General features: G+C 33.6%; 16 protein-coding genes. 14 read left to right on the top strand and 2 right to left on the bottom strand.

Annotated features, from left to right (window positions below; genetic code table 11):
• The first annotated feature begins 2 nt into the window (after positions 1-2).
• On the top strand, positions 3-989 hold the full coding sequence (gene pta / locus C4Q29_RS05130) for a phosphate acetyltransferase (RefSeq protein WP_103981742.1): 987 nt from the start codon (positions 3-5) through the stop codon (positions 987-989).
• Positions 990-1,037: 48 nt separating this feature from the next.
• Entirely contained in the window at positions 1,038-1,724 is a 687-nt protein-coding gene (locus tag C4Q29_RS05125; RefSeq protein ID WP_103981741.1) for a 5'-methylthioadenosine/adenosylhomocysteine nucleosidase, read from the top strand.
• A gap of 43 nt (positions 1,725-1,767) precedes the next feature.
• Here C4Q29_RS05125 and ftsH read toward each other — a convergent pair whose 3' ends face one another.
• Positions 1,768-3,729, bottom strand: coding sequence for an ATP-dependent zinc metalloprotease FtsH (gene ftsH, locus C4Q29_RS05120; RefSeq protein ID WP_103981740.1), 1,962 nt, complete (start codon positions 3,727-3,729; stop codon positions 1,768-1,770).
• 226 nt (positions 3,730-3,955) lie between these two features.
• On the opposite strand from ftsH, the gene C4Q29_RS05115 reads away from it, so the two are divergent.
• The 4 genes from C4Q29_RS05115 to tkt all read left to right on the top strand — a co-directional run bounded on the left by C4Q29_RS05115 (position 3,956) and on the right by tkt (position 9,661).
• Positions 3,956-5,176 carry a thiolase family protein gene (locus tag C4Q29_RS05115; protein WP_103981739.1) on the top strand — a complete coding sequence of 407 codons (1,221 nt, stop codon included), beginning with the start codon at positions 3,956-3,958 and terminating at the stop codon, positions 5,174-5,176.
• 8 nt (positions 5,177-5,184) lie between these two features.
• On the top strand, positions 5,185-6,426 hold the full coding sequence (locus C4Q29_RS05110; RefSeq protein ID WP_103981738.1) for a hydroxymethylglutaryl-CoA reductase, degradative: 1,242 nt from the start codon (positions 5,185-5,187) through the stop codon (positions 6,424-6,426).
• Between the two features lies 1 nt (position 6,427).
• Positions 6,428-7,612 (top strand): hydroxymethylglutaryl-CoA synthase, encoded by a 1,185-nt coding sequence (locus C4Q29_RS05105; protein ID WP_103981737.1) that lies wholly within the window; start codon positions 6,428-6,430, stop codon positions 7,610-7,612.
• Between the two features lie 78 nt (positions 7,613-7,690).
• Complete coding sequence (gene tkt / locus C4Q29_RS05100) at positions 7,691-9,661, top strand: transketolase (RefSeq protein ID WP_103981736.1); 1,971 nt, start codon at positions 7,691-7,693, stop codon at positions 9,659-9,661.
• Between the two features lie 47 nt (positions 9,662-9,708).
• Here tkt and C4Q29_RS05095 read toward each other — a convergent pair whose 3' ends face one another.
• Positions 9,709-10,710, bottom strand: coding sequence for a LacI family DNA-binding transcriptional regulator (locus C4Q29_RS05095; RefSeq protein WP_103981735.1), 1,002 nt, complete (start codon positions 10,708-10,710; stop codon positions 9,709-9,711).
• A 156-nt stretch (positions 10,711-10,866) separates the two neighbouring features.
• On the opposite strand from C4Q29_RS05095, the gene rpe reads away from it, so the two are divergent.
• The 8 genes from rpe (at position 10,867) to C4Q29_RS05060 (ending at position 17,737) form a co-directional block, all read left to right on the top strand.
• Positions 10,867-11,520 (top strand): ribulose-phosphate 3-epimerase, encoded by a 654-nt coding sequence (gene rpe, locus C4Q29_RS06395; protein ID WP_200813130.1) that lies wholly within the window; start codon positions 10,867-10,869, stop codon positions 11,518-11,520.
• Positions 11,521-11,529: 9 nt separating this feature from the next.
• Positions 11,530-12,015, top strand: a complete 486-nt coding sequence (gene rpiB, locus C4Q29_RS06390; RefSeq protein ID WP_200813129.1) for a ribose 5-phosphate isomerase B — start codon at positions 11,530-11,532, stop codon at positions 12,013-12,015.
• A 15-nt stretch (positions 12,016-12,030) separates the two neighbouring features.
• On the top strand, positions 12,031-13,407 hold the full coding sequence (locus tag C4Q29_RS05085; protein ID WP_103981734.1) for a PTS transporter subunit EIIC: 1,377 nt from the start codon (positions 12,031-12,033) through the stop codon (positions 13,405-13,407).
• Positions 13,408-13,506: 99 nt separating this feature from the next.
• Positions 13,507-14,151: a tRNA (guanosine(46)-N7)-methyltransferase TrmB gene (gene trmB / locus C4Q29_RS05080; RefSeq protein ID WP_103981733.1), complete on the top strand. Its 645-nt coding sequence runs from the start codon at positions 13,507-13,509 to the stop codon at positions 14,149-14,151.
• Positions 14,152-14,170: 19 nt separating this feature from the next.
• A complete protein-coding gene (locus C4Q29_RS05075; RefSeq protein ID WP_103981732.1) occupies positions 14,171-14,521 on the top strand; it encodes a Spx/MgsR family RNA polymerase-binding regulatory protein in 351 nt (116 codons plus the stop codon).
• The gene (hemW, locus tag C4Q29_RS05070; protein ID WP_103981731.1) at positions 14,518-15,669 is read left to right on the top strand and encodes a radical SAM family heme chaperone HemW; all 1,152 of its coding nucleotides are present in this window, start codon (positions 14,518-14,520) and stop codon (positions 15,667-15,669) included. Before C4Q29_RS05075 ends, hemW begins: the two co-directional genes overlap by 4 nt.
• A 9-nt stretch (positions 15,670-15,678) precedes the next feature.
• Positions 15,679-17,037, top strand: coding sequence for a 23S rRNA (uracil(1939)-C(5))-methyltransferase RlmD (gene rlmD, locus C4Q29_RS05065; RefSeq protein ID WP_103981730.1), 1,359 nt, complete (start codon positions 15,679-15,681; stop codon positions 17,035-17,037).
• A 232-nt stretch (positions 17,038-17,269) separates the two neighbouring features.
• Positions 17,270-17,737 carry a GNAT family N-acetyltransferase gene (locus C4Q29_RS05060; RefSeq protein ID WP_103981729.1) on the top strand — a complete coding sequence of 156 codons (468 nt, stop codon included), beginning with the start codon at positions 17,270-17,272 and terminating at the stop codon, positions 17,735-17,737.
• The last annotated feature ends 318 nt before the right edge of the window (positions 17,738-18,055 follow it).

The raw sequence follows: 18,055 nt of genomic DNA, 5'->3' as shown, positions 1-18,055 counted from the left end.
AAATGTCATTAAAAGTAATTGATGAATTAAAGGAAAAATTAAGAGGTAAGGATAAAACAATTGTTTTACCAGAAGGTACAGATCCAAGAATCTTAGAAGCTACTGAAAGATTACATAAAGAAGGAGTAATTATTCCTATCTTACTAGGTAATCCTGAAGAAGTGAAAAATGCTGCTAAAGAGCATGGTTTTGATATTGAAGGAGTAACTATCAGAAATCCTGAAGATGATCCAGAATTTGATAGGTATGTAGATGCTTTTGTAGATAGAAGAAAAGGGAAAAATACAAAAGAAGAAGGTCAATCAATGCTTAAAAATCCAAACTACTTCGCAACAATGATGGTTCAAGTAGGGGATGCAGATGGTATGGTTTCAGGAGCTGTTCATACAACTGGTGATACAGTTAGACCTGTTTTACAAATTATTAAAACAAAGCCAGGTGTTTCTAGAACATCAGGAGCTATGATATTACTAAGAAATGACGAAAAATACTTATTTGCTGATGTTGCTATCAATACATTCTTAGATGCACAACAATTAGCAGAAGTTGCCTTATCTTCAGCTGTTACAGCTCAAACATTTGGTATCGATCCAAAACTTGCCTTACTTTCATATTCTTCAAAGGGCTCAGCTGTTACAGAAGATACAAAGAAGGTAGCAGAAGCTACAAAAATAGCTAGACAATTAGCTAAAGAAAAAGGATATAACTTTGATATAGATGGGGAAATGCAATTTGACGCTGCCTTTGCACCAGAAGTTGCAAAATTAAAAGTTCCAGATTCAGTTGTTGCTGGCAGGGCAAATACCTTTATATTCCCAAATCTAGAATCAGGTAATATCGGTTACAAGATAGCTCAAAGACTTGGTGGTTTTACAGCTGTTGGTCCTATCTTACAAGGATTAAACAAACCTGTAAATGACTTATCAAGAGGATGTAATGTTGAAGATGTTTATATGACATCTATTGTTACAGCTGCACAATCATTATAAAAATATAAACTGGCTAGGCAACTAGCTAGTTTTTTATTAGGAGATAAGATGATAGGAATAATAGGGGCTATGGATGTAGAAGTCCAAGCAATTAAAAATAAAATGCATAATATAGAAGAAATTAATTATTTGGATTCCATTTTTTATAAAGGAAATATAAAAGAAAATGAAGTTGTCTTATGTAAAAGTGGGGTAGGTAAGGTAAATGCAGCTATTATAACAACTATTCTTTTGTATCATTTTGACATAGACTTTGTTATAAATGTTGGTACTGCAGGAGGAATGATATCTAGCCAAGAAACTTTAGATATAGTGATTTCGGATAGGGTAATCCAGCATGATTTCGATACTAGTTATTTAGATGGTCCTGAGGGGCTTGGAATTTATAGTCAGTCAGATAAAAGTCTAGGAGATAAAGTAAAGGAAGCCTTTGATAAAAACCATATAGGGGCAAATATTTACTTTGGAGATATCATTTCAGGCGATAAGTTTGTAGGTGATAATAATCTAATTAAAGTCTTAAGAGAGAAATTCCCACAAGCCATAGCTTGTGAAATGGAAGCGGGGGCTGTAGGTCAAGCTTGTGAAAAGTTTTCTATACCTTTTGTGGTGATTAGGTCCTTATCTGATATTGTGGATAAGGATAATAGTGAAAATGACTTTTTGAAAAATGTAGAAATAACTTCAAAAAGGTCAGCTGATATGGTTGAATCTTTTATAGAAAATTTAGCTTAAAGAAAAGAGTAAGAATACAAAGTTCTTACTCTTTCTTTATATATTAATCTTCTTTCTTATCTGAATCTTCTAATTCATCAATAGTTTCTTCAGAGTCTTGGTTGACATCTTGGTCTTTTATTTTTTCTTCCAAGTTTTTAATATAATCTGGTTTTTCAGTTAAAACATATTCATTATGGAAGATATCCATAAATTGTTCACCAGTAATAGTTTCTTGTTCTAATAGGTATTTAGAAATTTCGTGTAACTTATCTATATTTGCATTTAATAGCTCATGAGCCTTAGCATGGGCTTGGTTTATGATTTCCATAATCTTCTTATCAACCATGTTTTCTGTTTCTGCGGCTGCATAAGAGTTTGTACCTGAACCCTTTAGGTATTGGGAAGAAGGTTTTTCAAGTAAAACAAAGTTAAAGTCTTCATCCATACCATAAGTTGCTACCATAGCTCTGGCTATATTGGTAGTTCTTTCTATATCATTTGAAGCACCGGTAGTTTTGATGTTGAAGATTATTTCTTCAGCAGACCTACCACCAGCTAGGGTAACCATTTCTCTAAAGAGGTCATCTTTAGACATGAGGAATTTCTCTTCTTCCTCAACTTGCATAGTGTAACCTAAGGCTCCTGAGGTACGAGGAATGATTGTAATTTTTGTTACAGGAGCTGTATCTTCTTGGGCAACAGCCGCTATAGCGTGACCAACTTCGTGGTAGGCTATAATTTCTTTTTCTTTTTGAGTAATTACAGCATTTTTCTTCTTTTGACCAGCTATTACAACTTCAACTGACTCTGATAAGTCTTCTTCTGTAACGCTATTTCTACCTTCTCTAACGGCCTTTAAGGCACCTTCATTTATGATATTTGCTAGGTCGGCACCTGATGCACCAGCTGTCATCCTTGCAATATTCTTTAAGTTTACATCCTTGTCCATTTTTACTTTTTTAGCATGGACTTCTAATATTTCTTCTCTTCCTTTAATATCTGGAAGTTCAACCCTTACTTGTCTATCAAACCTACCAGGTCTTGTTAAAGCTGGGTCTAGGATTTCAGGTCTGTTGGTTGCTGCCAGGATTATAACGCCTGAAGTAGCATCAAAACCGTCCATTTCATTAAGCAATTGGTTTAAGGTTTGTTCTCTTTCATCATTTCCACTATAGCCTGAAGTATCCCTTCTCTTACCTATAGCATCAATTTCGTCTATAAATACTATACAAGGTGCTTTTTCATTAGCTTGCTTGAACAAGTCTCTAACTTTAGAAGCTCCAAGACCTACAAACATCTCAACAAATTCTGAACCAGATAATGAGAAGAAAGGTACATTGGCTTCACCTGCAACAGCCTTGGCTAAAAGAGTTTTACCAGTCCCTGGAGGTCCCACTAAAAGCACACCCTTAGGAGTCACAGCACCGATTTTTGCATATTTTTTTGGATTGTGTAAAAAGTCTACAATCTCTTCTAAAGATTCTTTAGCTTCATCTTGACCAGCCACATCCTTAAACTTGGCTGCATTGGTCGGTTGAATATATATCTTGGCATTGGATTTACCAAAGCTCATAGCATTTGACCCGCCCATCATATTTTTGGTTATAAATCTAATACCTAAAAACATTATTGCAAGCGGTACAACTAATTGGACTAGAAATAGGATAACTGGATTGGTTGGTTCAACAATTTCTGTTCCAAACTTAGTTTGGGCATTCAAAAGTCTACTTGTTATATCTGGATCTCTCCATTTACCAACTCTATATACTTGTTCGTTTTCCTTGTCACCAGTTTTAAATAAGTATTGGTAAGATTCTTCTTTTAATTCTTTTATTTCGCCACTAGATAATTTTTGCACAAATTCACTATAGCTAACTTCTTTTATACTGCTATTTTTTACAGTAGGTAAAACAAACATCTGTATAGCTAAAATAATAGCAGCACCAATCAAATACCATTGCCATATAGGTCTAGGACTTCGATTGTTTTTATTGTTTTTATTATTTTTTCTTCTATCTGTCATCAAAATCTCCTATTAAAATAAAAATATTTCTTCATATTATATATATTATATAAAAGTGTTTAAATAATGTATTACCTATAAAAAAGATTATATAATAAATACCCAATTAACAAAAATATAATAATGAATCTTGCTTCTTGTAAATAAGATGACTATATGTAATAATAAAATTACTTATTGAGTTACAATAAATATTAATTGAATTAAAACAAATAACGGAGAAAAAATGAAAAATATAGTATTCGTAGGAGCAGCTAGATCAGCTGTTGGAAAGTACTTAGGAAAATTAAAAAATATTGCAATTGAAAAATTAGGAGAAAAAGTCCTTGAAGATGCTATTTCTAGATCAAGGATAAAGAAAGATGATATAGATGAAGTCGTAGTTGGAAATGTTATTTCTAGCAATACAGCTATAAATTTAGCCCAAGTTATTGGAATAAATATGGGCTTAAAGGATGAATTAACTGGAATGACTGTAAATAGGGTCTGTGGGTCTGGTATCCAAGCTGCTATATCAGCCTTCCATGAGCTACAATTTTCAAAGAAAGAAGTAGTAGCAGCAGGTGGTATAGAAATGATGTCTAGGTCACCTTACCAACTACCTTTAGAAGCTAGGTTTCAAGGTCTAGGTCTTGCTAATAAAGCACTGATAGATACAAATTTTGAATGTTTAAGAAGTGTATCTGGTACAGACCATGTTATAGAAAATATGGGATTGATAGCTGAAAATATAGTAGAAAAATATAAAATATCTAGAGAAGACCAAGATAAATTTGCTTATGACAGCCATATAAAGGCTCAAAAAGCTAAAGAAAGTGGTAGATTAGGCCAAGAGATAGTAGGTATAAAAGTAGAAAATGGTTTTATCTTTGATGAAGATGAACAAGTAAGACTGGATACAAGTATAGAAAAACTTGCTAAGTTAAGACCTGCCTTTAGAAAAGAAGGCTCAGTAACTGGTGGGAATTCTTCTTCCTTTAATGATGGAGCAGCTTTTACTATTATGACAACAGAAGATTATGCTAAAGAAAACAACTTAGACATAATGGCGAAATTTGTCGACTATTCTATTATCGGTCTAAGACCAGATATGATGGGGATGGGACCAGTTGAAGCTATAAATAAGATATGTAGGGACAATAATTTAGACCTTAAAAAAGATATAGATATCTTAGAAATAAATGAAGCCTTTGCAGGTCAAGTTCTAGGATGTCTTGAAGAATTAGATATAAGCATGGATAGTGAATATTATAAAAATTCATTTAATATAAATGGTGGAGCTATTGCTCTTGGACACCCTTTAGCAATGTCAGGTGCAAGGCAAATTACATCTATTATTTATGAATTTAAGAATAATCCAAATAAAAGATATGCTATAGCATCTGCATGTATAGGTGGGGGTCAAGGTATAGCAATCCTTTTAGAAAACCCAGCCTATAAGGGATAGGAGAAAAAATGAAAGAGAAATTTAATAAGTTTTATAAAAAAACTCTTGAAGAAAGAAGACAAATCTTAAAAGAATTAAACATGTTAAATGAAAAAATTTCCCTAGATGAAGAAATAGGTGATACCATGATTGAAAACTATGTTTTAAACATGGAGATACCTTTAGGACTTGCTATGAATTTTTCTATTAATGGAAAAGAATATATTATACCAATGGCCATAGAAGAACCTTCAGTAGTGGCGGCTGCAAGCAACGGAGCAAAAACCTTAGGTAATATAGAAACTAGTATGGATAGAAAATATTTAATCGGTCAAGTCGTCTTAGAAAATGTTGAAGATCCGGATGCAGCTATAAAAATATTAGAAGAAAATAAGAATAGTTTAATGGATCTAGCAGAGGAACATTCTCAAAGTATGATAAAAAGAGGTGGTGGTCCAAAAGAAATCACATTCAAGAAATTTGACCAAGGCTTTGTTTGTATCTACATTTCAGTAGATACCTGTGATTCCATGGGAGCTAATACCATAAATACAATTTTAGAAGCCTTGGCTCCTTTAGCTGAAGACTTGACAAATTCTTCTGCTTTATTGAGAATTTTGTCCAACCATGCTATAGAATCAGTAGTTGTAGCTGAAACAAAAACTCCGGTACAAAACTTAGACAAGGATATTGAAAAAGCTAGACAGGTAGCTAGAAGAATAGAAGCGGCAACTAAATATGCAAATATTGACCCTTATAGGGCTGTTACCCACAATAAGGGGGTAATGAATGGCGTAGATGCAGTGGTCCTTGCAACAGGAAATGACTTCAGAGCTGTTGAAGCGGGAGTCCATGCCTATACTGTAAGGGATGGTCAATATAGATCTCTAACAAGTTGGACTTTTGACGAAGAAAATGACCTATTATTAGGAAGAATAGAAATCCCTATGGCAGTTGCCACCCTTGGAGGAACCATATCTATAAATCCGATAGCTAAATGGTCCTTACAGGTTTTAAGCAATCCAGACGCCAAAGAATTAGCTAAAATAATAGCTTCTGTAGGACTTGTTCAAAACTTTTCTGCCCTAAGGGCCCTTGTAACAGATGGTATCCAAAAAGGACATATGAGCCTGCATGCCAAAACTTTAGCTAAGCAAATAGGAGTTAAAGAAGAGGAAATGGATGAATTTATGAGGAGCTTACTTAAGGCTGACAAGGTAAACCTAAGTCTGGCCAAGGGAATATTAGCTAAGATGAGAGAAGAGGATTAAAATGAGTAAAACAAATAAAGTAGGAATAGAAAAAATTGGTCTCTACCTACCTAAATATTACGTAGACCTAGTAGATCTGGCTGAAAAAAGAGGAGTAGATCCAAACAAATGGACTATAGGAATAGGTCAGGAGAAAATGTCAGTAATAGAAGAAAGTGAAGATATAGTGACTATGGCAGCTAATGCAGCAAATAAAATATTGACAGAAGAAGATAAAAAGAACATAAGTCAAGTTGTCTTTGCTACAGAATCTTCCATAGATTTTTCTAAGTCGGCAGCTAGTCAAGTCCACAGACTTTTATCAATAAATAAGTTTGCTAAGTCATATGAAGTAAAGCAAGCTTGCTATTCTGCAACAGCAGCCTTATTAAATGCCTACAACCACGTAAAATTGAATCCAGAAGAAAAAGTACTTATCTTATCTTCTGATATAGCAAGTTATGGTGCAAACAGTGGTGGAGAGGTTACCCAAGGTGCTGGTGCTATCGCTATTTTAGTTTCTAACAAGGCTGAAGTGTTAGAATTATCAGGAAAAAGCCTAGCTCTTACCCATGATTGTTATGATTTTTGGAGACCATCCTATAGGGAATACCCTCTAGTAGATGGAAAATTATCAACAGATACCTATATAAATATGTTTAAAGAAAACCTGGAAGGATTTATGGAAAAATACGAGGATAGTGAAGATTCTTTACAAGCCTTTTTATTCCACCTACCATTCACTAAAATGGGCAAAAAAGCCTTAGTTGCAAGTAGGGAAGACCTGGGTGAAAAATATGGGAAACAAATAGACCAATGGCTTGGAAAATATGAAGATTCTACTAGACTTACTAGACAAGTAGGAAACCTATATACAGGTTCTCTATACCTGGCTTTTATTTCTCAGTTGATTTATGGAGCTTTAGAAGCTGGCCAAGAAATAGGCCTATTCTCATATGGTTCAGGAGCAGTTTCTGAAATATTTACAGGCTACCTAGCTGAAAACTATAGGGACCATATTGATGTAGAAGATATTGAGAACTCTTTAAATACTAGAGAAGAGATGTCTCTTGACTATTATGATGAACAATACTTCAAGTCTAAATATATTGAAAGCCAAGATAAAGAAATAAGGGTAAGAGAAGATGTTGAAGGCTTCTATTTAGAGAAAATTAAGGATGGAAAGAGATACTACAGTCATAGATAATGTTTTGTGTTTTAATCCACTAAGATATATAATTAAAGGGAAGTACAAAATATAAAACACAATAAGGAAAGGATATTTATGGAAAATTTAATTATCAATACAATTAGATCTTTATCAGCCGAAATGGTGTTAAAAGCTAATTCAGGTCACCAAGGTGCACCAATTGGTATGGCACCAATGGGATACGCCCTATTTAATGATGTGATGAAATACAATCCAAAAAACTCAAAATGGGTAAATAGAGACAGATTTATCCTATCAGCTGGCCACGCATCAGCCCTACAATACTCACTATTACACTTGTATGGCTTTGATGTAACCATGGATGATATCAAGAACTTTAGACAATTAAATTCTAGAACTCCTGGTCACCCAGAATACGGATTTACAGATGGGGTTGAATTGACAACAGGACCACTAGGACAAGGTGTAGCTATGGCTGTTGGTTTTGCTATGGCTGAAAAGCACTTAGCAGCAAGATTCAATACAGAAAAACACAAGATTATTGACCACTATACCTATGCAATAGCAGGTGATGGTTGCCTAATGGAAGGTGTTTCAAATGAAGCGTCATCATTGGCTGGTACCCTAGGCTTAGATAAATTAATAGTTTTATATGACTCAAACCAAATTACAATTGATGGTAGAACAGACCTTGCCTTTAGAGAAAATGTTGCAAAAAGATATGAAGCCTTAGGATGGCAAGTATTAGATGTTGCAGATGGTACAGATGTACAAGCTATCGAAGCTGCAATAGCAGAGGCTAAAAAAGATAAGGAAAGACCTACTTTAATTGAGATTCACACTGTAATCGGTTTTGGTTCAAACAAGGCTGATACATCAGCTGTACATGGGAATCCTTTATCAAAAGAAGACATTCAAGAAATGAAAAAGACTTTAGGCTACCAATACGAAGATGAATTCTTTGTAGCTGATGAAGTGAGAGAGTACTTGAAAAACAAACAAGAAGAATTAGCTAAAAATGAAGAAGAATGGAATAAATTAGTTGAAGAATATAGCAAGGAAAATCCTGACCTATATGTAGAATTCAAAAAAGCCTTCAAAAATGACTATGACTTCTCATTCTTAAATACAGAAGACTACTACAAGTTCGACAAGGCTTTAGCTACAAGAGCATCATCAGGTATAGCCTTAAATAGGTTAAATGAACATGTTGGAAACTTATTTGGTGGTTCTGCTGACTTAGCTGGATCAAACAATTCAAGATTAGAAGGTGAAGAAGACTTCTCTAAAGAAAATCCAAGAGGTAAAAATATCAACTTTGGTATAAGAGAACATGCTATGGCTGCAATGGCTAATGGTATTAGCTTACATGGTGGTTTAAGACCATATACAGCAACATTCTTATCATTTGCTGATTATATGAAACCAGCTATAAGATTGTCTGCCTTGATGCACCAACCAGTTGTGTATATCTTCACACATGATTCAATCGGTTTAGGTGAAGATGGACCTACCCACCAAGCTGTAGACCAACTACCAATGTTAAGAGCTATTCCAAATACAGTTACACTTAGACCTGCAGATGCTAAAGAAACAGCAGCAGCATGGGCCTTTGCTATAACTGAACACTCAAGACCAATAAACTTGATCTTATCAAGACAAGCCTTACCTAACTATGAAAATACTGGAGAGAACCTATTTAAAGGTGGATATATCCTTAAAGACTTTGGAGAAAATCCAGAAATAGTATTGATTGGTACAGGTTCAGAAGTACAATTAGCATATGAAGTAGCAGAAAGCTTATACGAAAAAGGTATTTCAGCTAGAGCAGTATCAATGCCTTCAATGGAACTATTTGATGCGCAAAGTGAAGAATACAAGGCTGAAGTTTTACCTGAAGGTACAAGAAGAGTTGCTATCGAAGCATCATCAGACCAAGCTTGGTACAAGTATGTAGGCTTAGATGGCTTGATTGTACAAATGGAAACATTTGGTTTATCAGGTCCAGCTGAAGAAGTATTTGACCACTTCGGATTTACAAGAGATAAGATTTTAGCTAAGATTGAAGATAAATTTGACTTATAAAATAAAAAAGGTTTTTCTGGATAGGATAACTATCTAGAAAAACCTTTTTATTTTGTAGATTCTCTTTCTATAAGTTGAGTTGGTATAAGGATTGTCTTCTTTTTATAAGCAGAATTATTCAATGCATCTAAAATATTTTTAACGGTTTCATCAGCAATAGTCTTGATATCTTGTTTTATACTTGTGAGTTTTGGGCTAGTATATTGGCAAGTTGGTATGTCATCAAATCCAACCAGAGAAATATCTTCTGGTATTTGTATATTATTATTTTTTAATATTTCAATTAAATTTATAGCCAAGCCATCATTTATGGCAAAAATACCATCCAATTTAGGATTAGATTTTAAGAAATTTATTACTTGATTTTCTAAAGCCTTATCATCAGAAATTTGTAAATGATTTTTATTCTTACAAAACTCAATATTTCTATCTTCTAAAGCCTTCAAGAATCCATCAAATCTTCTTTTGTTTGCAGATGATAATTTTTTAGGTCCCAAAAAGGCTATTTGCTTACACCCTTTATCTAAAAGGTGTGAAGAAGCCTGATATGAACCGGAAAAATGATCTGAAGAAATATAGGTGCTCTCATCAAGATTTGCAGGTTCCCTATCTATACAAATGTAAGGAATATCTTTGCTTTTACCCGAAAAAGCAAAACCCTTATCGATATTACCAGATATGGCGACTAAGGCATCTATGTTTTTGTTTTCTAATATTTGAAGGTAAGTTTTTTCCTTTTTTAAACTTCTATCTGTATTGCAAATAATAGTAGAGTAAGAATTTTCGAAAAAAGATTTTTCGATTTCTTGGACAAGATTAGCAAAAAAGTAATTACTAATATCTGGTACCAAAATACCAATAGTATGGCTTACCTTGGTTCTAAGACTTTTGGCATTATAATTAACTTGATAACCAATGTCATTAACAACCTTTAATACTTTTTCTTCAGTTTTCTTTGAATATTTACCTTTTTTATTTAGGACACGAGATACTGTTGCTATAGATACACCAGCTAATTTCGCTACATCTTTTATAGAATAGTTTTCCACAAACCCCTCCTGGATTGCTAATATGAAACAATTATATCAAATGAAGGAAGATTTTGAAATTATAGCTTTGGATATAGATATGTGGTTGACAAAATACGATAAAAGTAGTATATTTAAAATAATAGTAAACGTTTACCCTAAACAAAAGGAGGATTTATGAAAGAAATTTTACTTTGCCCATCATTAATGTGTGCTAACTTTGATAACTTAAAAGAAGAAGTAGAACAATTAGATAAGGCAGGCATCGATATTTTCCATGTTGATATAATGGATGGTCAATTTGTACCAAACTATGGTATGGGATTACAAGATTTAGAATCCGTTAGAAGAAATACAGATAAATTAGTAGATGTACACTTAATGACTAAAAATCCTGGTGATTATATAGATTTATTTGCAGAAAAAGGTGCAGATATTATATACATACATCCAGAAGCTGACCTACATCCAGCACGTACATTAGCTAAGATTAAAGACCATGGTAAAAAAGCAGGTATAGCTATAAATCCTGGTACAAGTCTAGAATGTGTAAAACCACTTTTATCACTAGTAGACTACTTTATGGTGATGACTGTAAATCCTGGTTTTGCTGGACAAAAATATTTAGACTATGTAGATGAAAAAATAGATGAAATAGTTAAATTAAAAGATAAATACAATTATAAGGTATTTGTAGACGGAGCAATTTCTCCAGAAAGAATAGAAAAATTAAGCGCCAAAGGTGTTGAAGGTTTTGTGTTGGGAACTTCATCCTTGTTTGGTAAAGAAAAATCATATGATGAAATAGTAAAAGAATTAAAGAGCCTATAGGAGGGGAGTATGAGATTAGCAATTGGATGCGATCATGTTGCATTAGACTTAAAGAAAGAAATAATTGAGTATGTAGAATCATTAGGACATGAAATAGAAGACTTAGGTCCTTTTACTGACGAAAGAACAGACTATCCTATATATGGACAAAAGGTAGCTAAAGCAGTTGCCAACAAAGAGTATGATAGGGGAATATTAATCTGTGGTACAGGTGTAGGTATTTCCATAGCAGCAAACAAGGTAAAAGGTATAAGAGCAGTTTGCTGTAGCGAACCATATTCTGCAAAATTATCTAGACAACACAATGATTCAAATATTTTAGCCTTTGGTGCTAGAGTTATAGGACCAGAATTAGCTAAAATGATAGTTAAAGAATGGTTGGATGCTGAATATGAAGGTGGAAGACACCAAAGGCGTGTTGACATGCTTGCAGAAATAGAAGCAGAGGGTCAAGATTTAGAAGCTTACCTTAAAGATGTAAAAATAAATTGTTAGTCATAGGAGAAAGATATGAGTAATAAAGATTTAGCAAAAATTATATTGCATAATATTGGGGGCAAAGAAAATATCAATGATTATTCCCACTGTGCTACAAGATTAAGATTTAATTTAAAAGATGAATCAAAGGCAAACACAGAGCTTTTAGAAAACCAAGATGGTATTGTATCTATAGTTAGGAAGGGTGGACAATATCAAGTAATCATTGGTTCTAGCGTATCTTCAGTATACGATGAATTAAGAAAAATAACTCATGGTGGAAAGGTTTCTGAAGAAGATGAAAGTAAAAGCGAAGGAAGAAAGAAAGGAAACTTCTTTACAACAATCGCAGCTATATTTTCTCCTGTATTACCAGCCTTTGCAGGATCAGGTATTTTAAGAGCCTTGGTTATATTGGCTAGCCAACTAGGTATCTTAAGTGAAAGTTCAGGAACCTATCAAATTTTAACAATAGCTTCCATGACAGTATTTTACTTTTTACCAGTAGTTTTAGCCTATACAACAGCTAAACATTTTGGTGCTAACCCAGTTATTTCAATGGTTATAGGTGCGGCTCTTATTAATCCGGATTTAATTGCCATGATGGGTGAAATAGGTAATGGTGCTAGGACCGACTTCTTAGGTATACCAGTAGTATTGATGTCTTACGCATCAACAGTATTCCCAGTAATCATTGCGGTTGCAGCATTTTCGTATTTAGAAAAATTCTTAAGAAGGTCTATACCAGAAGGTGGTCATTTAGTATTTGTACCTATGATTTCATTTGCTGTTATGATACCTCTTACATTAATAGTTATAGGACCTATCACATATAATGTGTCAAACTGGATAGCTAAATTGATAAATAGCTTAATAGAATCAAGTCCACTTTTAGCAGGAGCTTTAGTAGGTGGTGGTTGGAATGCTTTAGTTTCAGTAGGTTTACATTGGGCAGTTAATCCGATCATGATTCAAAATATAGCAACACAAGGCTATGACTATATAGTACCATTCACCTTTGCTACAAACTTCGCTATGATGGGTGCAGCTTTAGGTGTATGGCTAAAAGCTAGACATTTAAAGAGAAAACAATATTCATTGACAACAGCCTTGACAATTGCCTTCTCAGGTATTACTGAACCAGCAATCTATGGTGTTGCTATGATATTAAAACGTCCATTTATCGCAGCCTTGATAGGTGGTGCAGTAGGTGGAGCCTATATAGGAGCTAATGGAGTTACAGCACAATCATTTGTATTTGGTGGATTAACAACATTACCAACCTTCGCAGGTGGTAAAGAAGGAAACTTCATGCACGCTATAATAGGTTTAACAATATGTGTGCTAGTTGCAGCAGTATTGACTTATGTATTTGGTTTTGAAGAACCAGAATTGAAAAAAGAAAAATAAAATATGTTAAATGGAAGGGTAGAATTTTTCTATCCTTCTTTTTTTGTGCATGTATGAATCTTCCCAAATCTGTTATAATAATTAGACAAGGAGATGACTATGAGATTGAGATATAAGCCTTTTGCGCTACCAGAATTACATGAAAATAAGTTGGTATATTTTGACCCAAAAGAAAATAAGGGAAGATGGAAAGAAATATTTGGAAATGACAATCCCATCCACATAGAAATCGGAGCAGGCCGTGGTGGATTTATAAAAGAATTGGCTCTTAGAAATCCTGATATAAACTACATAGCAGTAGAAATGGATGAAAAGATTTTTGTCTATACAGGAAGAATGTTTCTAGAAGAGGAAGAAAACATTCAAAATGTAAGACTATTAAAGGACAAGGCTGAAAACTTGGCAGAGTTTTTTGAAGAGGATGAAGTAGATAAAATATATATAAACTTTTCAAATCCTTGGCCAAAAAAGAAACACCATAAGAGAAGGATCACCCATCCAAGGCAGCTTGTAAACTATGTTAAGATCTTGAAAAATGGTGGTCTAGTAGAATTTAAGACAGATGACAGACCATTTTTTGAAGATTCTTTAGAATACTTTGAAGAAAATGGCTTTGAATTATTAGAATACACCTTTGACTTAACAGAAGAATTCAAAGCTGACAATATAGTTACTGAATATGAAAGAAAATGGAGAAAAAGAGACATTCCTATAAACTATTTAAAAGTTGAGTTACACAAGTAAGAAAAGAGAAGAGGTAAAAATGTTATTTATATGTTATGAAAAATGTTCCACATGTAAAAAGGTAAAAGATTTGCTGGATGACAAGGGGCTTAAATATGACTTTAGGTCTATAAAGTCTGAAAATCCAACAGTTAAAGAATTAAAAGACTGGCACAAAAAATCAGGACTGGATATAAAAAGATTTTTTAATACATCAGGAAAAATCTACAGGGAAAACAATCTAAAAGACAAACTAGAAACTATGACTGAAGAAGAAAAATATGACCTATTAGCTACAGATGGCATGTTAGTGAAAAGACCTATATTGATCACAAATGATAAGGAAGTCTTTGTTGGTCCAGATGTTAAAAAATATGTAGAAAGCCTATGATAAACACAGAAAACAAGCCAATAGGTTTATATATACACATACCTTTTTGTGAAAAGAAGTGTAACTACTGTAACTTCCTAACCTTTGTAAACAATGATGAACAAATAGAAAAATATGTACAATACTTGATAAAGGAAATCAACCTATATAAGGGTGAAAATATCCACCTAGATACAATCTATATAGGTGGGGGGACACCATCATATTTGGATGAAAAATACATGGTCCAAATAGTTGATGCTATAAAAAATGTATTTGTATTGGAAGATAATTTAGAATTTACCATAGAAATGAATCCGGAATCAGTTGAAGTAGATAAGATAAAGACCTATCTGCAAATAGGAATAAATAGGTTTTCTATGGGAGTCCAATCTTTTAATAATGATGTTTTAAATATAATGGGAAGGCTCCACAACAGGACTTCAGTATTCAAGAAACTAGCTCTTATGAGGGAACTTGGTTGTAAAAATATATCAATAGACCTTATGCTGGCCAACCCAAAACAAGATATAGAAATTTTAAGGGAAGACCTGGCCATAGCTTGTAAATTAGATATAGACCACATTTCCTACTATTCTTTAATTTTAAAAGAGCAGACATATTTTGACCTTTGGTACAGGCAAGGGAAAATAGAGCTTTTTGATCCTGAAGAGGAAAGAAAAATGTACCATGAAGTGGTAGATACCCTGGTTAAAAATGGCTTTGACCACTATGAAATCTCATCATTTGCTAAAAAAGGACTAAGGGGAATCCACAATGCCAAATATTGGACCCTCAATGACTTTATAGGCCTAGGCATGGGAGCTGCAGGAAATATTTCTAGAACAAGGTTTGAAAATGTTAGAGATTTTGATAGCTACTATGAGCTCTTGGACAAGGATCAAAAGCCTCTTTTAGAAAAGGAAGAGCTTTCCATAGAAGATAGGGAAAAAGAATATTTAATGTTAAATCTAAGAATGATGAAGGGCTTTGACATTGACCAGATGAACAAAAAGTTTTCAATAGATTTTGAAGAAAAATACAAGGATATTTTAGAAAAAAATATAGGTGCAGGTATACTAAAGAAAGAAAATAATAGGATAAAATTTACAGATTATGGCATAGATAATGGAGAAGTATTTTTCCATGAACTCTATGGGTTAAATTAAGGAAAATATATGGCGATAAAAGTTGTAAAAATAATTGATATGGTCTTGCCAAACTTTTCAATTGGTCAAGATGATGAAGGAAAAGAATACAGGTTCAAGGGCGGCGTCCTTGGCCAAAAAGTTTTGATAAAAACTGGTAAAAAGAAGGCTGGTTACTTTTCAGGCAAGCTATTAAATATTGAAGAAAAGTCAGACTTGGAAACACTAGGAAACCATGACAAGTTGAATGAATTATCAGGTAACAAGTTTGAAAACATTCCTTATGAAAAAGAACTGGAAATAAAGAAAAACATGCTAACTAAGCTCTATAAGGACTTAGATTGGAAGGAAGACATTAAATTAAATCCTTCACCTTTGATTTCTGGATATAGGAATAAGATGGAATACACCTTTGGTGATTCTGAAAAAGATGGTCCCCTTATCCTAGGCATGGCCAAGCTTGGAAGATTTTATGAGAAAGTTGACTACGGTGGAGGCTCAATAGCAAATCCAGACTTTGATAAGATAAGAAAATTTACCCAAGAATTTTTCAGAGAAAAAAATATTAACCACCACCACAAGACCAGACATGAGGGAGAACTCAAGTTTTTCATCATTAGATATTCATTTTATGAAAATGCCTATATGCTAAATCTTGTAACAAAAGAATCAGAAGTCATTAACCAAAACTTGCTTGAAGAATTTATAGACAGGGCTAGACAGTTAGATTTAGATGGTGAAATATCATCATTCTTCCATACTGTTTCAAATTCAGTAGCTGATGCTGTTGTTGCAGAAAGAGTAGAAAAGGTATGGGGCAAGGACTATTTGACTGAAAAAATCAATGGATTAATCTTTAGAATAAGCCCATTCTCATTTTTCCAACCAAATCCAAAGGGAGCAGAAAATCTTTACCAAAGAGCCCTTGAATTTGCAGGAGATATTGAAAATAAAATAGTATATGACCTCTATTGCGGTACAGGAACCATATCGCAAATCTTTGCCAAAAAAGCCAAAGAAGTAGTTGGGGTAGAAATAGTAGAAGAGGCTGTAGAAAAGGCTATAGAAAATGCAAAGATCAATGAATTGGATAATCTAGTTTTCAAAGTTAATGATGTATTAAAAGAAATAGATAGCCTAACAAAAAAACCAGACATAGTGGTAGTAGACCCACCAAGAGCAGGGATACACGCAGAGGCTATAGGAAAAATAAGTAAAATGCAGGCCGACAAAATCGTCTATATATCCTGTAACCCTGTAAGCCAGGTAGAAGATATAAAACTATTTGAAGCAAATGGATATAGGCTGGAGAAATTAGAAACCTTTGACCAGTTTCCAAGAACAGTTCATGTTGAGGCTCTAGTATTGATGACAAGGGAAAGGGAGTAAAAAAACTCTGAAAGGCTTGAAATCAATAGGTTATTGATTTATTAGGCTGCTAATGAGAAGATGAATTTATTGAAATTAGTGTTCAAAAATATCTTTTAAATACCAACTTGTAGCAACACTATGAATATTATGAAAGGGTCGTAGCAACACTTTGGATATTTGATAGGTTGTGTCAACGGTATTGATGGAGTAAAAAAGGTAATATAAATTAGAATTTGAGGGGGATGATGAAATGATATTCATTCAGGAGATACCTGTTTCAAAAATCAACGAGTATTGGGACATTCAGTTTCAGTATTTGGTGAATGACGGAATGATAACGACGGAAGAAGAAAAGAAATACTTCCAGAGTGCTGAGTATCGAGATGTATTACAAAGTCATATGTTACGCACTCCGGACACTTTACATATGGTATATTTTGTGCGTGACGGAGTTAAGATTGGTGCTTCTCAATACTGCACTTACAAGAGCGAAGACGGGAAATGTTTCATTCTTGATTTTTGGGTATTCCCGGAGTATAGAGGAAACGGGACAGGACACAAATGCTTCCAAACGCTTTTGGAATATACAAAGAATGATGGTGCTTTGTACTATGCTCTCAATTATGCGAAAGAAGATTCTCGCAGATTCTGGGAGTCTCTTGGATTTATTGATAATGGTACCGATGAGTACGGCTCTCCATTGATGATAAAAAAATAGATCGATTCCTGTTTATTATTAGAAGCTTAAAGTAATAGTTAAATCTGAAATTAGGATTCAAAAATATCTTTCAAATACTTACTTGTAGCAACACTATAAATATTATGAAAGGGTCGTAGCAACACTTTAGATTTTTGGTAGGTCGTGTCAACGGTATGGGTGGAATTAAAAACAGGATAAAATAGAGTTTTATAGACTTTAGATATGTATGCAGAGAGCATAAAAAGAAATTTTGTGCTTTTTTCTGATATTAAGATAAAAATAATAAATTTATACACATTAAAGTATGCTGATATATTGAGGTATGCAGAGTATTCA

It is taken from the genome of Helcococcus massiliensis (genome assembly GCF_900258485.1).
GTDB lineage: Bacteria > Bacillota > Clostridia > Tissierellales > Peptoniphilaceae > Helcococcus > Helcococcus massiliensis.
This window is presented reverse-complemented; position numbering and strand designations above follow the sequence as displayed.